This window comes from Pelagibacterium sp. (assembly GCF_048264985.1).
Lineage (GTDB): Bacteria > Pseudomonadota > Alphaproteobacteria > Rhizobiales > Devosiaceae > Pelagibacterium.
Window position 1 is genome coordinate 893,648 of record NZ_JBLXCL010000001.1, and the last position, 24,769, is coordinate 918,416.

A 24,769-nucleotide genomic window follows, 5' to 3' on the forward strand; every position below is an offset into this window, starting at 1 on the left:
GGCAAGCGCGATGTTCAGCGCCGCTCGAACGCCGCAAGAAACTCGTTGTTGCCATCGCCGCCCCTGATCGGTGAGGGCCAAAGCCCTGCGCGATTCCAACCCAGCCGGTCCATATGGGCTCTCACGGCCTCTACTGCCGCCCCGACATGGGGGCCCGGCACCACAAGACCGCCCTTGCCGATGTTTTCGCGGCCAACTTCAAACTGTGGCTTGATGAGCAGGATGGCATGGGCGCCGGGTATACACAGCGCTGCGGGGGCATCCAGGATTTTTGTGAGCGATACAAAGCTGACGTCGGACACCAGAAAATCGATCGGTTCTGGGATGAGTTCGGTTGTCAGATCGCGGGCATTGACCCCTTCGAGCGAAACCACGGCGTCCATCGCGGATACCGTCTCGTGCAATTGCCCGTGACCGACATCGACGGCATACACGCGCCGCGCGCCACGCTTGACCAGCACCTGGCTGAACCCACCAGTTGAGGCTCCAAGATCGAGACAAATTTTGCCTTGGGGCTCAAAACCGCTATCGTCCAGGCCTTTGACGAGTTTGAGAGCGGCGCGCGAAACATAAAGCGATGCCGGATCGTCGAGCACGATCTCGTCGGCTTGGCTGACTTGCTGGCTTGGCTTTTGGGCGGGGACCCCGTTCACAGTTACGGTCCCGCGTAATATCGCATCACGAGCCCGTGCCCGAGATTGGGCAAGCCCGCGCTGCTCAAGCGCAATATCAAGCCGGGCCCGGCTCATGTCTCGATGAGACGCTTTACCTTGTCGAGCGCGGTTTGCGTGTCTTCCTGATAGGTGATTGTGCCAAAGAAATTGCCTTCGTCGTCGATCATGAATACCGACGCCGTGTGGTTGACAGAATACTGGCTCGAGCCGTCTTCTTCGACCTGCTCGGAGAAGACGCCATATGAGCGCTTGATCTCGTCTGTCTGGGCCTCGTTGCCCACAAGCCCGACCACCCCATCAAGGGGGGAAAGATACTCTCGCATGACGTCGAGCGTGTCGCGCGAGGGGTCCACTGTCACAAACAGCACCCGCAGGTCGGAATCTGCAAGTCCCAGCCGCTCCTTCCAGACCTGTGTCTCGTAAAGCGTGTTCGGGCAAACATCAGGGCAGTGGGTGAACCCAAAAAACATGAGTGTCGGCGTGCCGATCAGATCGTCCTGGGTGAACGTTTCCCCGGTCGAAGTCGCAACCATTTCGAATGGCCCGCCAAACATCGCGCCCGAAGGTTGGATTGGCTTGGTCAAATAGATGACCGTGGCCGAAACCGCTACAAGCGCCACAATGGCCCAGAGAACGATGCGTACTTTTCCCAGCACGGCGAGTACTTTCTATTCCGGAGCGCGGTCAGGAAAAGCTACAGACTTTTCCGGCTCAACCGCACGACCAACCAAAACTCACTGTGCGGTCGGGAAAAGTTACAGACTTTTCCGGTTCGACCGCACGACCAACCAAGACGCATTGTGCGGTGAGGAAAAGATGCACAGTCCTCCTCGTCGACCGCACGATCAAACACTCGATATCCATGCGCGGACGGGAAAAGTTTGAATCTTTTTCTTGTCGATCCGCACTTTAGAACGGGGATCTATTGATCCAGTGGCTCGACGCCAACCGGGCTGCCGTCTTTAGCAAGCGTGATCTTTTCGATCCGCGCTTCAGCCTGCTTGAGCAGCGCTTCACAATGGCGCTTGAGCGCTTCGCCGCGCTCGTAGATCGCGATTGATTCCTGCAGGGGCGCCTTGCCGCCTTCAAGTTGCGCTACGATCTTTTCCAGCTCGTCAAGCGCAGCTTCAAAGCTCATTTCGGCGATTTCGGTCATAACTGCCCCTTCGTCTTCAATCGTCATAATCGGGTCCGGCTTCGCCGGTCAGCAGCATGCCTACATGCGCCGACACCCCCGAGGCAAGCCCACCAAGATCGTAGCCGCCTTCGAGCATCGAGACCAAACGGTTTGAGCAGCGCCGTTCGGCAATGTCCATCAACTTTCCCGTGAGCCAGGCAAAATCGTGGCCCACCCATTCCAGTTGGGCCAGCGGGTCGCGCCGCTCGGCATCAAAGCCTGCCGAAACCAGTATGAGGTCCGGGGCGAAATTATCGAGCGCCGGCAGGATCTGCTCTTTATAGGCCGCTCGCATTTCCGCTCCGCCGCTTCCGGCGAGTAGCGCCGCGTTTACGATATTGCCCACGCCCCGCTCGTGGGGCGCCCCAGTGCCCGGATACAGCGGCATTTGGTGTGATGAGGCGTAAAAGACTGAAGCGTCGTCTGAAAAGATATCCTGGGTGCCGTTGCCGTGATGTACATCGAAATCGATGATCGCCACCCGCTCAGCGCCATAGAGCCTTTGTGCCTGGCGGGCTGCTATGGCGATTGTGTTGACGAGGCAGAAGCCCATCGAACGGTCGCGTTCGGCATGGTGCCCGGGTGGGCGCGCCAGAATGAAAGCATTTTGGGCTTCACCGAGAATAACGGCCTCAATACCCCTCAAAACGCCGCCAAGGGCTGTGGCCGATGCATCCAGGCTCTTTGCCGAAACGAACGTGTCAGCATCGATCTGCCCGATCCCTTCGGCGGGGCGGGTGGTGCGGATCGTATCCATGACCATCGGGCTGTGAACGAGTTCGGCCAACTCGAGATCGCCCGGCCCGGCCGCTTCACGCCGCAAGGGATCGAAACGAGGATGGGTAAGCGCTTTTGTAGCGGCTTCGATCCGCTCCTGCCGTTCGGCATGGCCCGCCGGTGTCGCGTGTGCGGAACCGTTGGTCTGGCTGATGAGAAGGGTCGTCATAAGGGCCTCGGCTGTCCCCTCCTTCTTGACGCGGCACCGGGCGCTTGTCAAACAACGTCGATGACGCCAGCACGCACCGACCCATTGACCATTGCCGACGCCGCAGCCGTGCTGCGAGACGGAGGGTTGTGCGCGTTTGCGACGGAAACGGTTTATGGCCTGGGTGCGGACGCCACCAGGTCCGACGCTGTGTTGAAAATCTACGAGACCAAGGGCCGGCCCAGGTTCAACCCGCTTATCTGCCACTGCGCCGATATGGAAATGGCCGAGCGCTATGGGATTTTTTCCGAGCGCGCTCGATCGATCGCTGCTGCCTTCTGGCCGGGGCCACTGACCTTGGTTGTTCCCCTGAGACGGGGGGCCGGTCTTTCCGATTTGGTGACGGCGGGGCTCGACACCGTCGGTTTGCGTGTCCCGGCCCATCCCATGGCGCGTGAACTTATCGCTGCGCTCGGGCGCCCTGTCGCCGCCCCATCGGCTAACCCGTCAGGCAAGCTATCACCCACAACCGCCGACCACGTGCGCGCCGGCTTTGGCGGCAAGGTACCGGTGCTTGATGGCGGTCCCTGCCAAAGCGGTCTGGAATCCACAATCATCGCGGTCGATGGCGAAACTATCACCCAGCTTCGCGCCGGCGCCCTTGCGCGCGATGATATCGAAGCTGCCCTTGGCCATGGAATCGCAATTGCGGAGCCCAATGCTGCCATCAAGGCCCCCGGCATGCTCAAAAGCCATTACGCCCCAAACGCTGCCGTGCGCCTTAACGTTTCAACGCCCGCATTAAACGAGGCCTTTCTCGCATTTGGCGCACCCCCAGCCCATTCTGGTCCAACGCTCAATCTCTCAGAGACAGCCGATCTGCGTGAAGCGGCGCGAAACCTGTTCTGCTATCTTGCCCGTCTCGACGCATCCGGGGCACAATCGATCGCCGTTGCGCCGATACCGCATGTTGGTCTGGGTGAGGCTATCAACGACAGGTTGGAACGCGCATCCGCGCCAAGGAGCTAAAGGAAACGGCCATGGCGTCACGCACAGCGTCTTGCACATGCGGCCAGCTCTCGATCACCGTTGAGGGGGAGTGTTTGGGCAATGGCATATGCCATTGTCTTGCCTGCCAAAGCCGGACTGGCAGCGTCTTTGCCACATTGGGAGCCTGGCCAGCCCCGTTCGAAGTCAGGGGAGAGGCAACCCAGTTTGTCCGGACGGGCGATGCTGGGGCGCAATTTCGGTTCAACTTTTGCCCGGTCTGCGGCTCTACGGTTTTTCACACTGAGGAAGCAACGGACGATATTGTTATGATCGCCATCGGCTGTCTTGGCGATCCAGATTTCCCCGCCCCGCAGGATTCGGTCTATGATATCCGCCGGCATCATTGGGTTACGCTTCCGCCAGGCACACAACAAAGCGAAAAAAACCCGGAGTAAACTCCGGGCTTTTTGACTAGTCTCTGACCTTGTAGGGCTTCTGGTCTTTCCAGAACCGCATGAGGCTTTCGAGATCGGGGTCGCCACCCTTGGGCAAAACGATCCTCAAGTTGACATACAGATCGCCCTTGCCGAACAGGCCTTTGCCTTTGAGCCGCATGGCCTTGGACGTGTCGGGTCCGGGCGGCAAGTTCAATTCGACGGCGCCGTCGAGTGTGGGTACACGGACCTTTGCGCCAAGCACGGCCTCATAGAGTGCGATTGGTACGTCGACGCGCAGATCGTGTCCGTCTTTTCGAAAATGCTTGTGCTTGGCGAACTTGACCGTCACCAGTGCATCGCCGGGCTGACCTGTCAGCGGCGACGGCCGGCCCTGTCCGCGCAAACGCACCTGCTGGCCTTCTTCAAGCGGTGAAGGAAGCTTGACCGAGACAGTCTTGCCCGATGGCAAAGTGACCGGCACAGAACCGCCTTTGTGGGCATCTTCAAGTGAAACTGCCAGATTGATGACAACATCATCGCCCTTGGCAGATCCGGCAGCGCCAGTCGCGCCGCCAGTGAACGGATCCCAGTTCGCGCCACCAGCGCCCGGACCGGCACCAGCCCCGAACGGGCTGCCACCTGGGCCGCGGCGCGTGCCACCGAACCCGCTCATGAATTCCTTGAGAATGTCCTCGGCATTAAAGCCGCCCGCGCCAGCGCCCGCACCGGGACGTCCCCCGCGCGCGCCCGACGGATCAAATCCGCCGAAGCCTGAAAACTTGGGATTGCCATCCGCATCGATTTCCCCGCGGTCGAATTGCCCGCGTTTGGTCTTGTCCGACAGGAAATCATAGGCGGCCGTTGCCTCGGCGAATTTTTCATGCGCCGTCTTGTCGTCCGGATTTTGATCCGGGTGAAAGGTCTTGGCCAGCTTGCGGTAGGCGCTCTTGATCTCCTTTTCACTGGCGCTCTTTGGCACGCCGAGCACTGTATAGGGGTCGCGCATTCGCTTTGTTACACCTTGAAACGGCGCTCGGGTTTGACATCCGGCAGCGCCACATCCTTTCGATCCACGATTTGCGGGGCATTGAAGCACCGCAGCTTTGCGTTCTATATGGCCACGACCCCTCATAATGTCCAGACGGGATGGATTTTGCCGTGACGGCTTCGATTACTGATCTGCTGTTCGACGATGCCTATGATGGCGCCATCGACCCTTTCCAGGTGTTTCCTCTCTGGCTTGAAGAAGCCCGTGGGACCGAACCCAACGATCCTAACGCCATGGCGGTTGCCAGCGTTGACGAAAATGGCATGCCCGATCTGCGTATGGTGCTGCTTAACGGCTTTTCGGACGCCGGGTTTGTCTTTTTCACCAATTTCGAATCGGCCAAGGGGCGCGAATTGCTTGCGCAGCCCAAAGCTGCGCTGCTCTTTCATTGGAAGAGCCTGCGCCGCCAGGTCCGGGTTCGGGGGCGCGTTGAGCAGGTATCCGCCTCAGAAGCTGACGCATATTTCGCCTCTCGTCCTGTCCAGTCGCGCATTGGCGCCCATGCGTCCGATCAGTCTCGCCCGCTTGAAAGCCGGGATTTCCTTGCCAAACGCGTTGAGGATTTGACTGACAGCTTCGGCGAAGGAGACATCGAACGCCCCGCCCACTGGTCAGGATTTCGCGTTAAACCGCTAGCGATTGAATTTTGGAAAGATGGCGCCTTCCGGCTCCATGATCGGATGTTGTTCTCGCGTCCGGACACGGATGCGGCCTGGTCGCGTTCACGGCTTTTTCCCTGAAAATGCGCATTCTCGTCCGCACGTCGAAACTGGCGATCTGGGCAAGACGGCTGGCATTGTTTGCCGGTGCCTTGATTGTAATTTCGATGGGGTTGCATTTTTTCGGTCAGATCACACCCGATGTATTCGGCATCAGCCTGATCATCGGGACCGTTTGCGCCGCATTGGCATTGCTCACGGGCATCACTGCCTATATCGGGCTGTGGTTTAGTGGAGACAGGGGGTGGGGGCCAGCAACTCTCGGTTTTGGGCTTGGCCTTGTCTGTCTCGTTCCGGCCGGTGTGGCGTTTGCCCTGAGCGAAATCTATCCCTCCACCGCCGATGTGACGACGGCATTGTTTGATCCGCCGCAACTTGTCGAGGCGCGCCCCATCGAGACCGATATCGATCCCGAAACGATATTGGCCAACTTTCCAAATCTGATTACCCGCATCTATCAGATCCCACCCGAAATGCTGTTCACATTGGGCCAATCGCTGGCTCGTTCCAATGGATGGGAGATCATCGCATCAACGCCCCCCACCCAGACCAGCGTGGGTCAGCTCAATGCGATTCGCTATTCGTTGCTGGGATTTGAAAACGAGATCGCCTTCCGCGTGTCGCCCAATCCCATCGGGGCGCTAATCGATCTACGGGCGGCTTCTCTCAATCAGGTCTATCACGATCTTGGCGACAATGGCCGCGCCATCGAGGACTTTCTGCTCGCGCTTGACGATAGGGTCTCGACCTATATTCGCAACAACATGGCCCAGACAGAGACCGACGACCCGCCCGTGCCTCAGGTAGAATTAGAGCCGGGGCAGGAGCCTGATGCCCAATAACGAGCGTCCCAGTTCGATCTCTTCTCGCTGCGCAAGATATTCGGCGTGTGAGAGCAGCGTCTGCTTTCCGGCCATAGCGAATTTTCCCGATAAGCCGGGATAAACCGCTCGCGTCGCTGCCGAAAGCGTCGTGGGTCCGCGCCGCACCACCTCGAGCAATTGTCCGTTTCGCATCAGTCGGTGTGCCTTGAGTGCGCGGGCATAAGCACGGCCATCGACGATTTCGCCGCCATGACCCGGCAGATATCGGGATTGGGGCAGGGCAATGACCTTTTCCAGCGACGCCAGGTAGTCGCCAAGGTTCCCGTCGGGTGTCGCCACGACGGTCGAGTTCCATCCCATGACATGATCGCCCATCAGGACGAAATCTTGCCCCTCCGCTGCAAAAGCTAGGTGGTTGGCACAATGGCCCGGCGTCGCCACAACACGAAAGTTCTTCCCATCGATCTCGATCCGATCGCCGTCGGAAAGGTGGCGGTCGGGGCTGAGCGTGAAATCGCCCGCGCGACCGAAAGGGTTGAATTCGAACGGTTTGAGCGGCCGCGACAGTCGGTGGGGGCCGTTTGACCACAAGGGCGCCCCGGTTTCGGCTATCAGCTTTCGTGCCAGTCCGCTGTGATCGCGATGAGTATGGGTGAGAATCACGGCGACAACCGTGCGCCCGCCTATAGTTTTGAGCAGTGCGTGCAGGTGCTTCTCGTCGTCGGGGCCAGGATCGACGACTGCGAGGTCACTTTTTCCCACGATAAAACTGTTGGTGCCGGTAAACGTGTACGCGCTGGCATTGGGGGCCGTAACACGTACAACTCCCGTTGCGACATCAACGGCTTCGCCGACACGAGCGTCAAATGAGCGGTCATAGGGTGGGGAGGCTGAACTTGCGGGCATTGCGCGCGGTGCCATGTGTGGTTAGAACGATGGTCTCTGCTTCGGCTTTAACGCAAAGGGACAAGTTATGGCCACGACTTTTGCCACTTCGAACACGCTTCTGGGACTTTATCAGCCCAAGTCGCAGGGCGCGCGCATCGTTTCTGCGGTCGCTGTCGCTTTTCTCGGCTCGGTGCTGATCACCATGGCCGCCAAGGTCAATGTGCCTGTCTGGCCGGTGCCTGTCACCCTTCAGTCGATGGCCATCGCGATGATCGCTGGCGCCTTCGGCTTCCGCATGGCCACCGCCACTGTCGGCCTGTATCTCGCTCAGGGTGCCGCCGGTATCCCCGTATTTGCCGGCGCCTTTGCTGGCGCGCCGTATTTGTTTGGCCCCACTGGCGGCTTTTTGATCGGCTTTTTGGCCATGGCCGCCATCATCGGCTGGCTCGCCGACCGGGGCGCCATGCGCAACGTCTTTACAGGCTTTACCGCCATGCTGGCCGGCAACGCGGTAATGTTTGTGCTCGGCTTTGCCTGGTTGCTCACCATGGCCGGGCAGGCCACCTGGATCGATCAGTCAAATGCCGTGGTTTCGGCATTCCAGGGCGCCGTTCAGCCCTTTATCGTCTGGGACATCGTCAAGATGGTCTTTGCCGCACTGACCGTCGTCGGTGGCTGGGCCATGCTCCAGCGCAAATAAGGCCTTGTGACCTTGTTGGAATATTTGAAGGGCCGGTCTTAGACCGGCCCTTTGTTTTTGCAACTCGCAAGCGTGACCTGCGTTCTCCATCCAGATTTCAACTTCCAAAGGAGAGCGTAATGGAGACCTTCCCCTGGCTGTTCGCGGTCCTCGGCGGCGCCGTCATACTCGGCCTCGTCATCGCCTACGGGGCGTTCAGATCAACCAAAGCCACGCCGCGGCAGAAAGATGCAGCCGAACGTGGCGCCCATGAGATCTATCACAAGGACGAGAGCAAGAACGGATGACAGACGAGAAGCGCGTCGTAATCGTGGGGGCCGGTTTCGGCGGTTTGAGTGCAGCAAAAGCGCTCGCGCGGGCGGGCGTGCCGTTCACCATCATCGACAAACGCAATCATCATCTGTTTCAGCCGCTTCTTTATCAGGTCGCAACAGCAGCGCTGTCACCGGCCGAAATTGCGGTCCCTATTCGCGCCGTACTGGCGCCCGGTAAGGGCGGATCCGTTGAAATCCTCATGGAAGAGGTCGAGGACATCGATACGGAGCGCCGCTGCGTTCGCGCCGTAGGTGGTGATGAAATTGGATATAGCCACCTGATCATGGCGACCGGATCATCCTTCACTTATTTCGGTAAGGAGGACGAATGGGCGCCCTTTGCCCCGGCGCTCAAATCCATCGACGACGCGCTTAACATTCGACGCCGCGTCCTTTTGGCCTTCGAGCGTGCCGAGACCACCGAAAATCCAGACCTGCGAAAACGCCTGATGACTTTCGTCATCATCGGCGGCGGCCCCACCGGCGTCGAAACCGCAGGCGCTCTGGCCGGGCTCGCCAAGGCGACATTGGCCAAAGACTTCACCAATATTAATCCCAAGGATACCCGCGTAATCCTTGTCGAGGCTGTCGATACGCTTCTAAACGCCTATCCGGCCCATCTGGGGGCCTATACCGAGCGCAAGCTGACCGATCTCGGTGTTGAGGTCTACACAAAATCCCCAGTCGAACGCATCAACGAAGATGGTGTCCTCGCCGGAGATCAGGTCTTTGAAACTTCAAATATATTCTGGTGCGCAGGGGTGGAGGCCACGCCGGTGGGAAAATGGCTCGGCGTCAAAACCAACAAGAATGGCACAGTACCCGTCGCGCCCGACCTCACGCTTGACGATTTGCCCGGCGTTTTCGTCATCGGGGACGCAGCTTCAGTTGAGGGTGAGGATGGCAAGCCGCTGCCAGCTCTGGCACCCGTCGCAAAACAGCAGGGCCAGTACGTTGCCGAGGCCATCATCCGGCAGCAACAGGGGCAATGCGCCCAGGGCCCGTTTCGATATCGTGATTGGGGCAGCATGGCGACCATCGGACGGTCAGCTGCTGTGGGCAAGTTCGGCAAGCTCGAAGTCACCGGCTTTCCGGCATGGATGCTATGGGGTGTTGTCCATATCGCCTATCTCGTCGGCTTTAAGAACCGCATCAATGTCCTGGTCAATTGGCTCTGGCACTGGCTCACCTACAGCAAGGGTTCCCGTCTCATCACGGGTCCCGACGAGGCCGCGACAACAGCAATCGACAGCCCAGCCGCCATCGATGAAGAACTCGATAAGACGGCCAATGCGCTGAACTAGGGAGTGCAAAAAGGAAAAGCCGAAACCCAAAGGTTCCGGCTTTATTGGTCGGAGTAGGGTGATTCGAACACCCGACCCCCTCGTCCCGAACGAGGTGCGCTACCAGGCTGCGCTATACTCCGATAGGTTCGTGGCCCGCCGAAATGATCGAGCGAGCAACGTCCGGCGCCTTATATAATGCGTCCGGGCCCGGTTCAAGCCTGATCACAACCGCTCTTGCAGCATTTTTCGTCTCCGTTTGCGCCCGGCTGAAGCTATGCAAGGCTTGGACAGAAAATTTTGTGCCGGAAGCGAACCCCGTGTGCGCGAGGTGTTGCGGGTCCAGTGCAAACGGTGTAGGAACCAACGCGCTTTGGGGCGTCGCCAAGTGGTAAGGCATCGGTTTTTGGTATCGACATTCGCAGGTTCGAATCCTGCCGCCCCAGCCAACATCCAGCCAGGTCGTTGACACCTGCCTTCGCCCAATGATGCCATTGTAGCGTCTCCGGGCAATCTGAGATCATCGCGCTGCGCTGCAAAAAGCAGTTCCAGTGAGATTGTCCGGCCACCCGTGTCTCCGATTGCCAATAATTAAAGCATGACAAAGATTGTCGACCACGATGCCTATATCGCTGCCGCACCGGAAGCGCTCAGGCCGTTGCTTGCTCTTTTACGCGCCCGGCTTGCGCAAGCTCTCCCCGACCTCGAAGAGGTCATCAAGTACGACATGCCAGGGTTTGGTGCAGAGGGTTTGGTTGTCGCGGGATATGCTGCGTTCAGCAAGCAGTGCGGCTTGTACGTTAGCAAAAGCGCAATCGAGTCGCATGCCGAGGCCATCGCCGCAGCGGGACTCAAACCGACCAAGACCGGTGTCACATTCTCAGCGGCCAAACCTATCCCCGAGGACCTTATCGTAGCGCTCGCTATTGCATCCCGAAGGGCGCTCGGTGTGTAACCGGCCGCGTCTGGCGTTACTGCTCCAAGCCGATACCGTCGCTCCGCCGCGGACTGCAGTTTGCAATTTCTCTTACATTAGGGTCGGTCGGAGAAAGACGGTCGGGAGGGAGCCTGGGCTCAGTCATGAGCGCCATTCTTCTTCAACCCGAACTCGGGATGGCCGAAGGCGCGCATTACGCCGCGCAGTTCCGCCAACCCCTTGAGGCGGCCAATGGTCGGATAACCGGGCTGCGCCTTGCGGCCGAGGTCGTCGAGAATGTCCTGGCCGTGATCGGGGCGCATGGGGATCTGGTGGTCGGCGCGCCCTTCGGCCTTGCGCCGGGCCTCCTCGGTCATGATGGCGGCGATCAGCGCGACCATGTCGGTATCGCCGGCCAGATGCTCGTCCTCAAAGAACGATCCGGCGATTGCGCCATCGTCGCGCTTTACGTTGCGCAAATGAATGAAATGCACTTTCGGGGCCAGCGCTTTCATGATTGCGGGAAGGTCGTTGTCCGGGCGCGCGCCCAATGACCCAGAGCACAGTGTCGCTCCGTTGGCGGGGCTGTCCACGGCTGAGAGAACCGCACGGTAGTCTTCGAGTGTCGACATGACCCGCGGTAATCCCATAAGCCCGAAAGGGGGGTCGTCGGGATGGCAGCACATCCGCATACCGAGCCGCTCTGCGGTCGGCACCACCTCTGCGAGAAAGGCAACCAAATGGGCACGCAGCCGCTCAGCGGAGATATTATCGTACGCGGCCAGTCGTTGGCGCACGTCCTCCAGCGTCAAATGCTCGGTCGCACCGGGCAGCCCGGTAATGATGTTGGTAACGAGGTTGATTTTGTGCGCCTCGGACATCGCGGCGAACCGGTCATGGGCATATGCAGCGATTTCGGACTCATAGTCTGAAGCTGCATTGGAACGTTCCAGAAGGAAGATATCAAAGGCTGCAAAGTCAATGATATCGAACCGCATACAAGTACCACCATGGCCAACTCGCCAGTTGAGATCGGTGCGTGTCCAATCCAGGATCGGCATGAAGTTGTAACAGATCGTCTCGATACCGGCGGCAGCAAGGTTCTCCAGGCTGGTCTTGTAGTTGGCAATATGCTTACGCCAATCGCCCGTTTGCTGCTTGATATCTTCCGAAACAGGCAGGCTTTCCACCACCTCCCATTTCAGCCCAGACCGGGTGCCGTCGCTGCGACGAGAGATCTCGGACTGCCGCCGTGCGATCTCTTCAGGTGTCCAAACTGTGCCATTGGGAATGTGGTGCAGAGCCGACACCACGCCTTCGACGCCAGCTTGAAGCAGATCCTCGATTTTGGCGAGATCTTTTGGCCCGAACCATCGCCAGGTCTGCAGCATATCGAGTCTCCCATGGCTGTTGGCTGACGCGTCTTACGATGGGTATAAAGTCGCCTTCGACGTCGCAAATTCAAGATTGTCTTGCATTGAGCTAGGCATTGTGCGGCGAACACCCCGACCATATCAAGTTTCTGGCGCTCGACGACGCGCTTCATCACCAGATCGCCCGTATGGTCGATTGCGCGCGGGGGTGGCGGCTTGTCGAAGACCTGAAGGCGCAAATGGACCGGGTTCGTTATCTTTCGATGTCTTCAGCAACCCCGGCGGAGACGATCGTGGCACAGCATCGCGCACTGGTTCAGGCCATCGCCGACGGGTCTCCAGACGCTGCCGAGACCGCTATGCGACACCATTTGCGCGAAATGCTCAAATCCTTGCCCATCGTTATCGAGCGCAACGCCGAAGCCTTCGATGTCTGAGGTGGGCCTGAACGGTTGCAATGACGCGACTGTTGACGGCGCCGAGCGCCGCTGATCGGGTCTATCCGACCCGAACCAGCCTGCCGCCTTCGCGTGGAACCAGCTTGCCGCTCGCGGGCTTTTCCCAGGCTGCCTGGACGATCGATCGATCCGCTGGCTGCAATATGCCTTGGCCCGCATCCTGGGTCGAGAGCACGGAGGCCTTGAGCAATTGCGAATAAGGATGCTCTGGCTGCTCGAGAATGGGCTTGGCCGGCCCCATCTCCACGACATGCCCTTTTTGCATGATCATGATGCGGTCTGAAATATAGTACGCAGTCGCAAGGTCGTGGGTAATGTAGATGACCGAAACCCCGAATTTGTCGCGCAGATCACGCAGGAGATTGACGATCGACATCCGCAAGGACGCGTCGACCATCGAAACCGGCTCGTCGGCAATCAGCAATGCCGGTTCGGGGATCAGCGCCCGAGCGATGGCCACACGCTGCAACTGCCCTCCCGAGAGCTCATGGGCATAGCGACCGGCAATTTCCTTGAGGCTCAGGCCGACTTTTTGCAGGGCGGCATCCATTGCCGCTTCGATTTCCTTGGCGTCGGTAACACCCAGCAGTGTTTTGGCCGTCGAACGCAGGTAGCGATCCACCTGTTTGAGTGGATTGAACGCTTCGAACGGATTTTGGAACACTGGCTGCACGCGTTTCATGAACGCAAGGCGGTCGCTGCGGGACAGACTGTCCGAAACCGGGTGCCCGTCGAAGGCGATCTCGCCCGAACTTGGCGTTTCAAGTCCGAGGATCATGCGCGCCAGTGTGGTTTTGCCCGATCCAGACTCGCCGATGATCGTGAAAATCTCGGGCGTATCGGCCGACAAGGTCAGACTCACGTCGACCACGGCATTGACCACATCGCGCGAGAACAGCCCGCCCATGGCAAACTGTTTCGACGCCCCTGAGACATTCAACAGCGCGCTCATGCCGTTCCTCCAGGATGCTGGCTGGCCAGAGTTTCGGGTGGACCAACCTCGTCGCTGCGCCAGCACGCCGATCGATGGTCATTCCCGACGGTCTCAAGCGGAGGAATGTCTTTCTTGCACTTGTCGATGGCCATTGGGCAGCGCGGATGAAAACGGCAACCCTGCGGTGGCGACGCCAGATTGGGCGGCCGCCCTTCAAGCGATACCTTTTGCGTTGTGTCACCGATCCGCGGAAGACTACCTACAAGATGGGCGGTGTAGGGGTGTTTGGGCGCCTTGAACAGCACGCTTGTCGGGCCCTCCTCGACCAGTCGCCCTGCATAGATGATGCCGATGCGATCGGCGATATTGGCGTGGACACCCATGTCATGGGTCACAAACACAACCGATGACCTCATCTCGCGTTGCACATTGCGGATCATTGCAAGCACGTCTTTTTGAACGACCACGTCAAGGGCCGTCGTCGGCTCGTCAGCGATGATGAAATTGGGTCGGCACACGGTGGCTAGGGCAATGATGACGCGCTGGCGCATGCCGCCCGAAAGCTGGTGCGGATAGGCGGAAAGAACGTTTGCCGGCAGACCGAGCCGCTCCAGGTGCGCCTCCACAGCCGCCCAGAACTCTTTCTTGGGCAGCCCCATGGGACGAAAAGCGAAATCGTGGAACGAGTGCTTGATACGCCGGACCGGATTGAGAAGGCTCATGGAGCCTTGCATGATATAGGACAGGTTCTTCCAGCGGATAGCGTCCACTTCAGCTTTGCTTGCCGTATAGGGATCGATCACCTTGTCACCGAAGGTGAATGACATCGACCCGTCAACGATCCGCAGTGGTGGTCGGATCGCTGCCGCGAACGTCTTGATCAGCGAAGTCTTGCCCGACGAACTCTCTCCAGCGATGCCATAAACTTCGTTCTCGCGGATGGTAAGCGTGATGTCGTCGACAGCACGCACCTCCCGGTCGATGCCGAAATAGGCCATCTGATAATAGGCTTTGAGGTTCTTGACGGTGAGAACGGGTTTTGCCGTGTCCATCATTGGCCTCCCATGCGCCGCAGACGTGATCTGGGGTCGATATATTCGTTCATCGAGACAGCCAGCAGAAACAGCCCGAGGAATGTGAGAACGATCAGGATGACGGGTACGATGATCCACCACCATGTGCCCACGACCATGGCCGAGTGATTGTTGGCCCAGTAGAGCGTCGTTCCGATCGTAGGATTGTTGATGTTTGTGAAGCCCAGAACGCCGAGCGTGACTTCGAACCCGATCGACCAGATCATGTTGGCCATTGCCGTGGAAAAGACGATCGGCATCACGTAGGGCAGGTGCTCCTGGAACATTATCCGCGCCGGTGCCATGCCGGCGAAAACCGCGTGGCGGGTAAACTCGCGATGTCTCAGTCCAAGTGCAACCGATCGGATGAGCCGCGCATCGAAGGGCCAGCCAAGTGCGGCCATGACAAGAGCCAGGGAATATGTAGTCAGATCGCCCCGGAAAACGAAATAGAACAGGATCAGAATCGGGAAGATGGGGATGGCCACGAAGATGTCGCTGAAAAACATCAGTACCCTGTCGACCCAACCACCCATATATCCGGCCAGCAGCCCCACGGTGATCGAGATGATGCGGCTCAGCACCGCAACGATCAGACCGAAGGTCAGCGTGTTGCGAAAGGCAAAGCTGAGGTTCCAGAACATGTCCTGGCCACGAGAATTGGTACCGAACCAGAATTCAGGGCTCGGCGGCTGATCGGGAAACACAACGTAGATTTCGTTTGGCGGGTAGGGCGAGAAAAAGCTCAGAAGCGCAAAGACTGTAATCAGGCCAACGAGGAAGACCCCGATAGCAAACTCGATATTGTAGCGGATGAGGTCTTTGAATACGGACAACATGGCTCAGCTCACCCTCACGCGTGGATCGAGGAACGGATGGATGAGGTCGATGACGAAAATGGCCGTCGCTACAGCGATGACCGAAATGCACGATACCGCCAGCACCAGGGTTGTATCGCCGCCATTGACCGCACGAATAAGCAGCGTGCCTAAACCCGGATATGAAAACACTTGCTCGGTGATGATCGTGCCCGAGAAAATCTGCCCCAGCGCCATGGCCAGCGCTGTGAGCTGAGGCACGACGGCGTTGCGCATCACATAGGCCGAAACGATCCGACCCTGTTTGACCCCGCCCAGTTCGGCATAGGTCACGTAGTCTTCAGTGATGATGTTGGAGACCAGCGAACGCATGCCCAAGAACCACAGTCCAAGTCCTGTCAGCACAAGCGACAGAGACGGCAGGATGGCATGGTGGAGCACGGACATGATGTAGGGAAGGGACCAGCCTGGGCGCACGTTCATGGCAAAGCCGCCACTGATCGGCAGCACCGGCCACAGATAACCAAATATGATGACCATGAGAAACGCGACGATGTAATAAGGGATCGGCTGGATGCCGATGGCCACGATGCCAACGCCCTTGAGAACGCGCGAATTCTGATAATAGCCAGCCAGCCCGCCCAGGATATTGCCGACAATAAACGTAAAGACGATCGAAACCATCAGCAGGCCAGCCGTCCACGGCAAGGCAAGCATGATGAGATCCATCGCCGGCGTTGGATAGGCGATGAGCGAAGGCCCGAAATCGCCAGTGGCCAGTCGACCCCAGAAACTGAGATACTGTTCCAACAGTGGAACGTTGACGCCGAACAGTTCTTCATACGTCGCACGCAGCGAGGCTATGGCTGTTGGGCTCATGCTCGATAGGTTGGTTACGCGCGCCACGATATTTTCGACGGCGCTGATTGGGCTGAGCTTGGCGATGAAAAAAGCCAGCGACGTGCCCGCGAAAACCGCGGCTGCAAGTTGCAGGAGCCGCTTGAATACGAAAGTTAGATAGCCCTTCATCGGCCCGTTCGTTCTGTTGGAAGGGTCGGGGATGACGCCCGGACAAGCCGGGCGTCACGGCGCGTTTATTCGGCGCTTGTCGGTGTCAGCTGGGTGAGGATGTACCTCGAGTTTGCCCAGTTGTTCACGATGTTGGCATAGGGCCGTTCTTCGGCCGTCGGGAATCCCGTCCAATACCGGGTGTCGTAGGCAGAAAAGACGTTGAATGCCATGACTGGAATGATCGGCATTTCCTCGACCATCAACTCGACAAAGTCGCGTCCGAGTTCGAGGTTTTCCTCGGAGGTAAACTCGGTGACGCGGATCTGTTCGATAATCGAATCCAGCTCATCATTGGTCCAGCGCTGCCAGTTCCGTGCTGGCTGACGCTCACCGGGATCGGCCACGTAGTCGGAATGCCAGGAGTCGATGAAAAAGCTGAGATCCGGGTCGCCGCCCCATGTTTCAATCGACCATGCTGTCGCAGCCTCGAAATCGCCCAGAGGCAGGGTCTGCGGGAACATCTGCGGATCGGCCTCAGCGGTCACGTTAACGCCAGCTTGGCTCCACTGCTGAGCGATCATTGTACCCATGCGATTGATCACCCCTTCGGGGAACGTCCTGATTGTGAACGAGAATGGCTCCCCATTCGGCATCATCCACTGGTTGCCCTGCTGAGTGAAGCCTGCGCTTTCGAGCAGCTTCCCAGCCGCTTCTACGTCCTGCCTCCACCAGCCATGACCAAATGCAGCCTTGATCGCATCGGGTTCAGTCGGCACGCCCTCGAACTGACTAGAAACCATCTGCGCGATCTGGCTTCCAATATCGGGGTCGTAGGGCTGGATGGTCTCGCCATTGCCCAGATCGAGCTCATAGCTCTGCAGCCAGTCCTGCATGGGGCCGTGATAATCGGATGGATGCGTGCCAGTGGGCGGTACGGCGATTGCCGAAAGCGTTGCTGCGCCGCGATACGAAGCGATCGCGATCTGGCGGGCATCAAGCATCAGAGCCAGAGCCCAGCGGACGCGCTTGTCCTGGAACATCTCGTTCTGATTGTTGAAGATGACCATTGGCAGCGTGGGGTCGGGATGAGCGTATGGGAACCCCGGGAACCAGCCGCGCGCAGTCTCTGACTGTTCGACCAACGAGAACATGCCCTCGGGCGTGAGATCGTGGATCATGTCGAGATTGCCGTTGACCATCTCGATGAGCCGATTATCAGTCGACGGAATGCTGCGATAGATAACGTATTGCGGGCCGGGTTCGCCATATTCGGCCATCGTCGTGCGATCCCAGTCTTCACGCTTTTCCCAGATGTACCAGGCCCCGTTCGGGTCGAACGAATGCAAGGTGTAGGGACCAAGGCCGACAGGCGGATTGAAGTCGTAAGACATCACATCATCGACTTCGGAAAACACGTGCTCGGGCATGATCCATGCCCCTTGCCAACGCACCGAGAACGTCGAGTGGAAGCGCGAATTGGGATTGTTGAGTGTAAATTTGACGGTGTGGTCGTCGACGGCTTCCACATTCGCAACATTGTTTTCTAGCGTGGCGCTCCAGGTCATGCCTGGCGTCGCAATCTGGGTTTCGACGGTGAAGACGACGTCGTCGGCAGTGAACTCTTCGCCGTCGCTCCAATAGATGCCTTCACGAAGGTTCACGGTCATTTCCGTGAAATCCTCGTTGTATTGCCATGGTTCGCTGGCAAGGCTGCTGTAAAGGGCGCCGTCCAGTCCTTCATCCGGATCGATGTACCAGAGCGTATCCATCATGAGCTGATGCAGCCCATTGGAAACATTGCCGCCGCTGCCCGGAATCCAGATGTTGAACATCGATGGGTTGGCTGCCGCCGGTTCCGGGTTTTGAATGATCAGGGTCTGTTCGCGGGGTAAGTCCTGCATCGGTGGCGCACTCTCCTGCGCCACTGCCTGCATCGGCACCATACTGGCTATAAGCCCAGCAGATGCCAAAAGCATCTTCCAGCTATCCATAGTCTCCTCCCTTGATGAGGAAGCGCTCCTCCGCGCTCCCGATTTCATGCTAGCGTAGTCGTCCTATCTGTCAACATGGTATCTGATATGAACCCGATAATCAGATATACATGCAGCCTAGGTTCGTCGGTCCGGCGGTGTTTTTGCAAGCACCCATCGTCGCTCAACGCGCGAGCCGGATCATCTGGTACGAATATGCTGGCAGCGTGACCGAGAGCCGGCCGTTCGCGAATTTCGCGCCGCTTCCTGCCTTGGGGGCCACAGCGTCCTGTCGTTCGCTGGTATTGGTCGCCTGTAAATCGCCGTGGGCAAGAATCTGGTGGTCGATCACCTGCAGCTGGTCGAAGCCGAGCATGTCGATGTCGAGTTCGATTTCAGTGTCGGGATGCCGGCTCACCACAAACACGGTTACGCCGTCATCATCGGTGTGAACTGCGGCCACGTCGGCATAGGGAACCTCCGAATAATGCTCGCTGTCATAAGTGGGGCAGCGAACCGCGAGTTCGAGCGCGGTCCCGCGCCCGAAGCGTGAGGCGAAATAATAGGGATAATAGATGGTCTGGCGCCAGGCCGGCCCGCCCCGTTCCGTCATGATCGGTGCAATGACGTTCACGAGCTGCGCGATGCAGGCGATCTTGACCACATTGGAGCGGCGAATGAACGTGTTGATAATCAGGCCGACCTGCAAAACGTCTTCAAAATTATAGATGTCTTCAAGCAGGGCAGGGGCGTGCGGCCAGCCATTGTTGCCGTCCAGAATTTCCCGGTCTTGTTGGTTCGAGTGATACCACACATTCCACTCGTCAAATGAGATGTAGACATCTTTCTTGGAGCGCCGCTTGGCCTTCACGAACTGTATGACCCCAGCGACAGTATCGATGTAAGCCTCGAGCTTATGGGTCAGCGATAGGTAATTGTCGGTCTTTTTCTCATGGTTGGCGAAGTACATGTGCAAGGAGATGTAGTCGACAACGTCATAGGTGTGCTCAAGAACCGTAGCCTCCCAATCGGGGTAGCTGGGCATGCCCGAATGGCTCGATCCGCACACCACCAGTTCTAGGCTTGAATCGAAAGCCCGAATGGCCTTTGCGGTTTCGGCGGCCAGTTTGCCGTATTCAGCGGCGTCCTTGTGACCGATCTGCCAGGGGCCGTCCATCTCGTTGCCCAGGCACCAGAGTTTGACGTCCCAGGGTTCTTCCCGGCCATTCTTGCGGCGCAGATCGCTCCAATAACTGCCGCCTGGGTGATTGACGTATTCAACGAAATTGCGTGCAGCATCGAGCCCGCGTGAACCCAGATTGACCGCAAGCATCATCTCGGTGCCCACGCTGGTGCACCAATCGGCAAATTCGTGAACGCCGACTTCATTGCTCTCGGAGGTGTGCCAGGCCAGATCGAGCCGAACGGGTCGATCCTCTTTGGGGCCGATGCCGTCTTCCCAGTTATAGGCCGAAACGAAGTTGCCGCCGGGATAGCGCACAACCGGCACGTCGAGCTCCTTGACGAGGTCGATCACGTCTTTGCGCATCCCGTCGCTGTCCGCAGTGGGGTGGTCGGGTTCATAAATGCCCGAATAAATGGCCCGCCCCAAATGCTCAAGGAAGGCCCCGTAGATGCGCTTGTCGATCTTGCTGATCGTAAAATCGCGGTGCGCGGTTGCCGTCGCCTTCATGTCCATCCTCCCAAACATTCCGATATTCGGATTTATATCGGAAAAGATGATAGCAATGGATGCGCTTGTCAACGCTGTCGGCGCTCTTTTGCAACCGAAGATTGGATTGACTTGCTAGGCCTTGTGAATACGCATGACGATGTCCTGGTCGTAATTGCCAAATCCACGGCCAAAGATGTTGATGCCGCCAGGGTGCCGTGCATCCTCGCGAATACCTATGCGCAGGCGGATCGAGTGGTGGGCGGCGATGTCGAGGTCGGCAAGCTTGATCTTGGAAATCTTGACGCCATCTACAAAGCTACCGGTTCCATTGACGCGAAACGTCTTGAGTTTGCCGTACTGGGAGCCTTTGAGCTTCCACCAGTCAGGCGTATAGACCCCCCGTTTGTCGCCATAGTCCCCCGGCGATGTCCAGGTGCCGATCTCGATGCCGTTGACCCAAACTGTAATGTCGGAGGGCCAGTCGGCACTGGTGCCAGGCACTTCCGAGGACAGTTCCATGGAAAATTCTATGGCCTCGATTTCGCTTTTGGACAAAATGGCGTTGTTTGGAAACTGATACTCGACATGTCCGCGCGTGAACCACACTAGCCCCGCTCGCATGCGTTCGGGGTCCAGAAATGTGTCGGGGACGTCGAGCAGCCCGGCAACACCATCGGGCGTGCACAGTCCGCACGGGGCAACGACCTCGCAATTGGTGTAAAGGCCGAGCGGCATAGCCACTTCGATATGGCCATTTGGAGCGGCAACCACGTCGTCTTTGAACGCGACAAGAATCTCATCGAAATTGGAATGGCAGATTTTCTGATTGCCCTTGCGGGCTTTCAGGACGTCGGAGCGTATCAGATCTGCCTCTTCGAGTATCGAGACGTTTGCCGAGACCGTCGATTGCGGCAATTCGAGTATGCGCGCGATATCGTTGATGTTCTGAGAGCCCTGCTCATGCAGCAGTTTGAGGATCTTGATCCTCACAGGCGATGCAAGTCCCTTGAGAACATTCATGTCCTCTTCGGGATCCACCACCAAGAAATTGCGGGCCATATGTATCCAATTCCCCATACCAGAGTCTGGCAGGTGTATCAGGTATTCGGATAGAGTCCAACTCCAGCAATTCGGCGCCATCCGCTGTCTTGGCGCTCTTGATTGGCCGCGTGACCGAGCCGGGGTCCTCCGGCCAGAAAAGAAGCATTATACCAAGGAGTTAGGGTCGCGCTTGTTCGTCTCTTATTGCGCCTAGTGCTTCAGCCACTAGCTGGTGGTCGCGCACATCAGTCAAGCCGCTGACTGTCGCCGCCCCGATTACCCCGGCCCCCCTCACGCTGATGGGAATACTGCCGCCACTGGCGACATAGTCCTGCTCAGGCAATCGAAATCGCTTCGAAAAGTCCCAGCTATTCTGTTGCGATTGAATACGCATATAGAGTGAGCTCTGATGAAATCGTATGGCAACAGCCCGTTTGCGCCGCACCCAATCAATATTGTCCGGAGTCGCCCCTTCCATGAGCGCCAGAAAAACAGGTGCATTGCCGTGAGATATCTCAATGGCAATCGGAAGACCTTGTTTTACGGCGGTGTCGCGCATATGGGCGCCGATGGCCCAGGCCACTGCGTAGTCGAAACGTTCAAGAACCAGACTCGTTTGCTGTGAAACGAGTTCCTCGAGCGTGGGTTCAGCTTGATGCATTACTTATTCCTTGGCGTTTTGCCTACATGGCGGCATAGCCGCCATCGACATTGACGACCGACCCGGTAATGAACGCGGCGGCCGGAGAGCACAGGAACAATGCGGCGCTGGCAACATCGTTTGGCTGCCCCCATCGTCCCAAGGGTGTACGTTCGAGGATGGTGCGCGAGCGGTCGGGATCGTCGCGCAGACCCTTGGTGAGCGGGGTGGCGATCCAGCCAGGGGCTAGGGCGTTGACCCGGATGGTATCTGGCGCATAGGCGATCGCCAGCGACTTGGTCAGCTGAACGATGCCCCCCTTGCTCGCCGAATAGCCAGGCACCAGCCCGCCGCCGAAATAAGACAGCATTGATGCAATATTGAGGATGGCGGGGGAGGCGGAATTGGTCAAAGCGGGCCGTGCAGCAGCACAGCACCGCATAGTGCCGGTCAAATTGATATCGATGACCTGGGCAAAAACAGACGGATCGAGTTCTTCCCCTCTTCGGATGATACCGGCGCAATTGACCAGGCAGTCGAGCTTTTCAATACTGCCGATTGTAGCCTCAACTGCATCTATATCACGAACGTCGAGCGTGAGGGCGGTGGCGCCTCGCAACTCAGGGTTAGCGGTGACCGCCCCGATTTCGTCATCGGTGACCCCGGTGATGGTAACCTTTGCGCAGGCACTCAGAAAGCCGCGCGCAATCGCCGCGCCAATCCCCGAGCTGCCGCCGACGATAAGAACGCTGCGATCGGCGAACCAGGAATTGGCCCATGCAAAACTGGTCGGGTCAGCCGCAATCGCGCTCAACGTACAAACTGGTCGACGTATTCGCCGCCCAGTCCCACAGTTTCATAGTGAGCGCGACACATGTCGATTTTCGTAAAAACGTCTTCATAGCCCGTGTGGCGGTTCTCGGCATCGAGATAGATCATCGACCCAGTGATATTGAAGAACGTGATCATTTCCTCGCAGTCTTCGGGAACGACAAGTGTATGGATTTCGCCCGGTGGTTCGAAAACGTAAGAGCCCGTCTCTGCCACCCAGTCATGTTCAAGATAGTGCCATTTCCCCTTTATGACGTAGCCATGCACCGGATTGGGGTGAAGGTGTCGCGAGAGAATGCCCGAGCGTCGAACACGCAGGAGGTTGCACCATTGGCCCTGCATGGTGTTGAGCATAAGGGGCCGGAACCATACGCCTTGCGCTTGCGGTACCCAGACGCGCTCATCCTCGGGCAGGGCAGGAACGGCTATCTCTGGCGCGGCCATGGGGTGAGTCGAACTATTCATATTGCTATACATGCGCAATCTCCGGTGTTGTAAGGTCAACCCTTGGCGTCTTGCTCTGCTTTCCAGGCGCGGTATTCGTCATCGGCGTCTGGTGTCAGGGGATAATACCTGCGCAGATCGCCGCCCTCGGACAGTTTGAAGCGCGAAAACTCTTCCCATTCGACGTGATGGCTGCAGCGTTCAATCAGCTCTTCGGCCATGGCGACAGGAACGGCAACGACCCCGTCGTCATCTGCGATAATGATGTCGCCGGGCATGACCAGCACATTTCCGCATGCAACGGGCACGTTGACGGCAAATGGAATGATGTTGGTTTGGGCATGGTAGTTGGGGGTGACCCCGTTTACCCAGATTCCCAGGTCAAGTTCCTTGGCCTTGGCCGAGTCGCGAATGCAGCCATCCACAACAACGCCCGCTCCACCCCGACCCGCCAGGAAAGTAAGCATCATCTCGCCAAATATGCCGCTTTCCATGTCGGCGCGAGCGTCCACGACCACCATATCGCCGGCCTGCGCGGGGTAAAGAACGTGGCGATGTAGCTGTAATTCGGGATTATCGTATTCCCCAGCGCCATAAATGTCCTCGCGTTTGGGCATGCATTGGAGCGTGAGCGCTGGACCGGCGACGGCAAATCCTTCCCGCAATGCTTTTGGCCCGCGCATGTGTGGGTTGCGAATACCCATGAACGATAATTCGCTGCTCGCTGTGGCCGACCCGATTGCTGCAAGGGCGTCGCAAATATGGCGTTCAGGACGCGTAATGTCCTTGATGTCCGATGGTGATTGCACGGGGTGCCTTTCTAAGGTTGTAGGCCTGATGGCGTCATATCCATCCGCCATCCGCTATGTGGTTTTGTCCGGTAATTGCCGATGCGTCCTCGGAGCACAAAAACAATGCAAGACGCGCGATGTCGTCGGGAACCAGCCTGCGTTTGATGGCCTGCCGCTCTTCGCGCATTGCGTCGGCTTCGGGCGTCAGCCACTTGTCGAGTTGCCGCTCCGTCATGATCCAGCCGGGAGAAATTGCATTGACCCGGATATTGTCGACCCCGAAATCGCGGGCCAGCGATTTTACCAAGCCAAGTATTCCGGCCTTTGCAGCTGTGTAGAGCGGCATGCCGCCAAATCCCGCCAGCCACGAGATCGAACTCATGCAGATGATCGCGCCGCCGCCGAGCTGGCGCATGTCATCGATCACGGCCTGGGAAACGAAGAACTGATGGCGGAAATTGATGGCGATCAAAGAGTCGAAATCGTCCGGCGTCACGTCCAATGCAGGGTGGCGATCGTCGCGGGCGGCGTTGTTGATGAGGATCGACAATGGGCCCAGTTCGGACCTGAGTTCGGCAATCCCGCCGCGAAGCGCTTCAATGTCGGTGACATCGACCTTGACGAAACGCACAGACTGCCCGGCGCGTGTCAATTCGGCCTGTAGGCTCTCGCCGGCATCGCTTGCGATGTCGAAAAAGCCCACACGCGCCCCTTGGTTGGCGAAGGCGCGCACAATTGCTTCGCCGATACCGCTTGCACCGCCGGTTACGAGAACCGCCTTGCCCTTCAGGTCGGGATAGATCGCTGTCATGTCA

At 58.2% G+C, this 24,769-nt stretch carries 28 protein-coding genes and 2 tRNA genes; 10 read left to right on the forward strand and 20 right to left on the reverse strand.

The window, feature by feature from the left end; translation table 11 throughout:
* Positions 1–14 precede the first annotated feature (14 nt).
* From ACN0TA_RS04435 to ACN0TA_RS04450, 4 genes are all read right to left on the reverse strand, one after another.
* Positions 15–749: a TlyA family RNA methyltransferase gene (locus tag ACN0TA_RS04435; protein WP_417580199.1), complete on the reverse strand. Its 735-nt coding sequence runs from the start codon at positions 747–749 to the stop codon at positions 15–17.
* Positions 746–1,330 carry an SCO family protein gene (locus tag ACN0TA_RS04440; protein ID WP_417580201.1) on the reverse strand — a complete coding sequence of 195 codons (585 nt, stop codon included), beginning with the start codon at positions 1,328–1,330 and terminating at the stop codon, positions 746–748. Before ACN0TA_RS04440 ends, ACN0TA_RS04435 begins: the two co-directional genes overlap by 4 nt.
* Positions 1,331–1,596: 266 nt before the next feature.
* The gene (locus ACN0TA_RS04445) at positions 1,597–1,830 is read right to left on the reverse strand and encodes an exodeoxyribonuclease VII small subunit (protein WP_417582056.1); all 234 of its coding nucleotides are present in this window, start codon (positions 1,828–1,830) and stop codon (positions 1,597–1,599) included.
* Between the two features lie 16 nt (positions 1,831–1,846).
* Complete coding sequence (locus tag ACN0TA_RS04450; RefSeq protein ID WP_417580203.1) at positions 1,847–2,797, reverse strand: histone deacetylase family protein; 951 nt, start codon at positions 2,795–2,797, stop codon at positions 1,847–1,849.
* A gap of 60 nt (positions 2,798–2,857) precedes the next feature.
* On the opposite strand from ACN0TA_RS04450, the gene ACN0TA_RS04455 reads away from it, so the two are divergent.
* The gene (locus tag ACN0TA_RS04455; RefSeq protein ID WP_417580205.1) at positions 2,858–3,805 is read left to right on the forward strand and encodes an L-threonylcarbamoyladenylate synthase; all 948 of its coding nucleotides are present in this window, start codon (positions 2,858–2,860) and stop codon (positions 3,803–3,805) included.
* A gap of 11 nt (positions 3,806–3,816) precedes the next feature.
* On the forward strand, positions 3,817–4,221 hold the full coding sequence (locus ACN0TA_RS04460; RefSeq protein ID WP_417580207.1) for a GFA family protein: 405 nt from the start codon (positions 3,817–3,819) through the stop codon (positions 4,219–4,221).
* A gap of 16 nt (positions 4,222–4,237) precedes the next feature.
* On the opposite strand, the gene ACN0TA_RS04465 is transcribed toward ACN0TA_RS04460, so the two are convergent.
* Positions 4,238–5,209, reverse strand: a complete 972-nt coding sequence (locus ACN0TA_RS04465; protein WP_417580209.1) for a DnaJ C-terminal domain-containing protein — start codon at positions 5,207–5,209, stop codon at positions 4,238–4,240.
* Positions 5,210–5,349: 140 nt separating this feature from the next.
* Here ACN0TA_RS04465 and pdxH point away from each other — a divergent pair, with 140 nt between their 5' ends.
* Both pdxH and ACN0TA_RS04475 read left to right on the forward strand, forming a co-directional pair.
* Positions 5,350–5,991: a pyridoxamine 5'-phosphate oxidase gene (gene pdxH, locus ACN0TA_RS04470; protein ID WP_417580211.1), complete on the forward strand. Its 642-nt coding sequence runs from the start codon at positions 5,350–5,352 to the stop codon at positions 5,989–5,991.
* Positions 5,992–5,993: 2 nt separating this feature from the next.
* Positions 5,994–6,812 (forward strand): DUF1499 domain-containing protein, encoded by an 819-nt coding sequence (locus ACN0TA_RS04475; RefSeq protein ID WP_417580213.1) that lies wholly within the window; start codon positions 5,994–5,996, stop codon positions 6,810–6,812.
* Here ACN0TA_RS04475 and ACN0TA_RS04480 read toward each other — a convergent pair.
* Complete coding sequence (locus ACN0TA_RS04480) at positions 6,780–7,700, reverse strand: MBL fold metallo-hydrolase (protein WP_417580215.1); 921 nt, start codon at positions 7,698–7,700, stop codon at positions 6,780–6,782. The two genes, ACN0TA_RS04475 and ACN0TA_RS04480, sit on opposite strands and share 33 nt — an antisense overlap.
* A 67-nt stretch (positions 7,701–7,767) precedes the next feature.
* On the opposite strand from ACN0TA_RS04480, the gene ACN0TA_RS04485 reads away from it, so the two are divergent.
* The 3 genes from ACN0TA_RS04485 (at position 7,768) to ACN0TA_RS04495 (ending at position 10,000) form a co-directional block, all read left to right on the forward strand.
* Positions 7,768–8,382 (forward strand): biotin transporter BioY, encoded by a 615-nt coding sequence (locus tag ACN0TA_RS04485; protein ID WP_417580217.1) that lies wholly within the window; start codon positions 7,768–7,770, stop codon positions 8,380–8,382.
* Positions 8,383–8,501: 119 nt separating this feature from the next.
* Positions 8,502–8,669 carry a hypothetical protein gene (locus ACN0TA_RS04490; protein WP_417580219.1) on the forward strand — a complete coding sequence of 56 codons (168 nt, stop codon included), beginning with the start codon at positions 8,502–8,504 and terminating at the stop codon, positions 8,667–8,669.
* Positions 8,666–10,000: an NAD(P)/FAD-dependent oxidoreductase gene (locus tag ACN0TA_RS04495; protein ID WP_417580221.1), complete on the forward strand. Its 1,335-nt coding sequence runs from the start codon at positions 8,666–8,668 to the stop codon at positions 9,998–10,000. The genes ACN0TA_RS04490 and ACN0TA_RS04495 overlap by 4 nt, the downstream gene beginning before the upstream one ends.
* Positions 10,001–10,045: 45 nt before the next feature.
* Here the strand turns inward: ACN0TA_RS04495 and ACN0TA_RS04500 are convergent.
* Positions 10,046–10,122 (reverse strand) — tRNA-Pro (locus ACN0TA_RS04500).
* A gap of 231 nt (positions 10,123–10,353) precedes the next feature.
* Here ACN0TA_RS04500 and ACN0TA_RS04505 point away from each other — a divergent pair.
* Both ACN0TA_RS04505 and ACN0TA_RS04510 read left to right on the forward strand, forming a co-directional pair.
* A tRNA-Gln gene (locus tag ACN0TA_RS04505) sits at positions 10,354–10,428 on the forward strand.
* Positions 10,429–10,577: 149 nt separating this feature from the next.
* Positions 10,578–10,934 (forward strand): iron chaperone, encoded by a 357-nt coding sequence (locus ACN0TA_RS04510; RefSeq protein ID WP_417580223.1) that lies wholly within the window; start codon positions 10,578–10,580, stop codon positions 10,932–10,934.
* A 119-nt stretch (positions 10,935–11,053) separates the two neighbouring features.
* On the opposite strand, the gene uxuA is transcribed toward ACN0TA_RS04510, so the two are convergent.
* The gene (gene uxuA, locus ACN0TA_RS04515; RefSeq protein WP_417580225.1) at positions 11,054–12,286 is read right to left on the reverse strand and encodes a mannonate dehydratase; all 1,233 of its coding nucleotides are present in this window, start codon (positions 12,284–12,286) and stop codon (positions 11,054–11,056) included.
* Positions 12,287–12,384: 98 nt separating this feature from the next.
* Here uxuA and ACN0TA_RS04520 point away from each other — a divergent pair, with 98 nt between their 5' ends.
* Positions 12,385–12,705 carry an FCD domain-containing protein gene (locus ACN0TA_RS04520; protein WP_417580227.1) on the forward strand — a complete coding sequence of 107 codons (321 nt, stop codon included), beginning with the start codon at positions 12,385–12,387 and terminating at the stop codon, positions 12,703–12,705.
* A 61-nt stretch (positions 12,706–12,766) separates the two neighbouring features.
* Here the strand turns inward: ACN0TA_RS04520 and ACN0TA_RS04525 are convergent, their stop codons facing one another.
* From ACN0TA_RS04525 to ACN0TA_RS04580, 12 genes are all read right to left on the reverse strand, one after another.
* The gene (locus ACN0TA_RS04525; RefSeq protein ID WP_417580229.1) at positions 12,767–13,678 is read right to left on the reverse strand and encodes an ABC transporter ATP-binding protein; all 912 of its coding nucleotides are present in this window, start codon (positions 13,676–13,678) and stop codon (positions 12,767–12,769) included.
* A complete protein-coding gene (locus ACN0TA_RS04530; protein WP_417580231.1) occupies positions 13,675–14,715 on the reverse strand; it encodes an ABC transporter ATP-binding protein in 1,041 nt (346 codons plus the stop codon). The genes ACN0TA_RS04525 and ACN0TA_RS04530 overlap by 4 nt, the downstream gene beginning before the upstream one ends.
* The gene (locus tag ACN0TA_RS04535; RefSeq protein WP_417580233.1) at positions 14,712–15,572 is read right to left on the reverse strand and encodes an ABC transporter permease; all 861 of its coding nucleotides are present in this window, start codon (positions 15,570–15,572) and stop codon (positions 14,712–14,714) included. Before ACN0TA_RS04535 ends, ACN0TA_RS04530 begins: the two co-directional genes overlap by 4 nt.
* Before the next feature lie 3 nt (positions 15,573–15,575).
* A complete protein-coding gene (locus ACN0TA_RS04540) occupies positions 15,576–16,580 on the reverse strand; it encodes an ABC transporter permease (protein WP_417580235.1) in 1,005 nt (334 codons plus the stop codon).
* A gap of 65 nt (positions 16,581–16,645) precedes the next feature.
* On the reverse strand, positions 16,646–18,553 hold the full coding sequence (locus ACN0TA_RS04545) for an ABC transporter substrate-binding protein (protein WP_417580237.1): 1,908 nt from the start codon (positions 18,551–18,553) through the stop codon (positions 16,646–16,648).
* Between the two features lie 163 nt (positions 18,554–18,716).
* The gene (locus ACN0TA_RS04550) at positions 18,717–20,225 is read right to left on the reverse strand and encodes an alpha-N-arabinofuranosidase (RefSeq protein WP_417580239.1); all 1,509 of its coding nucleotides are present in this window, start codon (positions 20,223–20,225) and stop codon (positions 18,717–18,719) included.
* 114 nt (positions 20,226–20,339) lie between these two features.
* On the reverse strand, positions 20,340–21,266 hold the full coding sequence (locus ACN0TA_RS04555) for an ArsR/SmtB family transcription factor (RefSeq protein ID WP_417580241.1): 927 nt from the start codon (positions 21,264–21,266) through the stop codon (positions 20,340–20,342).
* 160 nt (positions 21,267–21,426) lie between these two features.
* Positions 21,427–21,909 carry a heme-degrading domain-containing protein gene (locus tag ACN0TA_RS04560; RefSeq protein WP_417580243.1) on the reverse strand — a complete coding sequence of 161 codons (483 nt, stop codon included), beginning with the start codon at positions 21,907–21,909 and terminating at the stop codon, positions 21,427–21,429.
* Between the two features lie 22 nt (positions 21,910–21,931).
* A complete protein-coding gene (locus tag ACN0TA_RS04565) occupies positions 21,932–22,702 on the reverse strand; it encodes an SDR family NAD(P)-dependent oxidoreductase (protein ID WP_417580245.1) in 771 nt (256 codons plus the stop codon).
* On the reverse strand, positions 22,699–23,196 hold the full coding sequence (locus tag ACN0TA_RS04570) for a 2,4'-dihydroxyacetophenone dioxygenase family protein (RefSeq protein ID WP_417580247.1): 498 nt from the start codon (positions 23,194–23,196) through the stop codon (positions 22,699–22,701). Before ACN0TA_RS04570 ends, ACN0TA_RS04565 begins: the two co-directional genes overlap by 4 nt.
* A gap of 23 nt (positions 23,197–23,219) precedes the next feature.
* Entirely contained in the window at positions 23,220–23,972 is a 753-nt protein-coding gene (locus ACN0TA_RS04575; RefSeq protein ID WP_417580249.1) for a ribonuclease activity regulator RraA, read from the reverse strand.
* Positions 23,973–24,006: 34 nt separating this feature from the next.
* Positions 24,007–24,765: an SDR family NAD(P)-dependent oxidoreductase gene (locus ACN0TA_RS04580; protein ID WP_417580251.1), complete on the reverse strand. Its 759-nt coding sequence runs from the start codon at positions 24,763–24,765 to the stop codon at positions 24,007–24,009.
* Between the last annotated feature and the right edge of the window lie 4 nt (positions 24,766–24,769).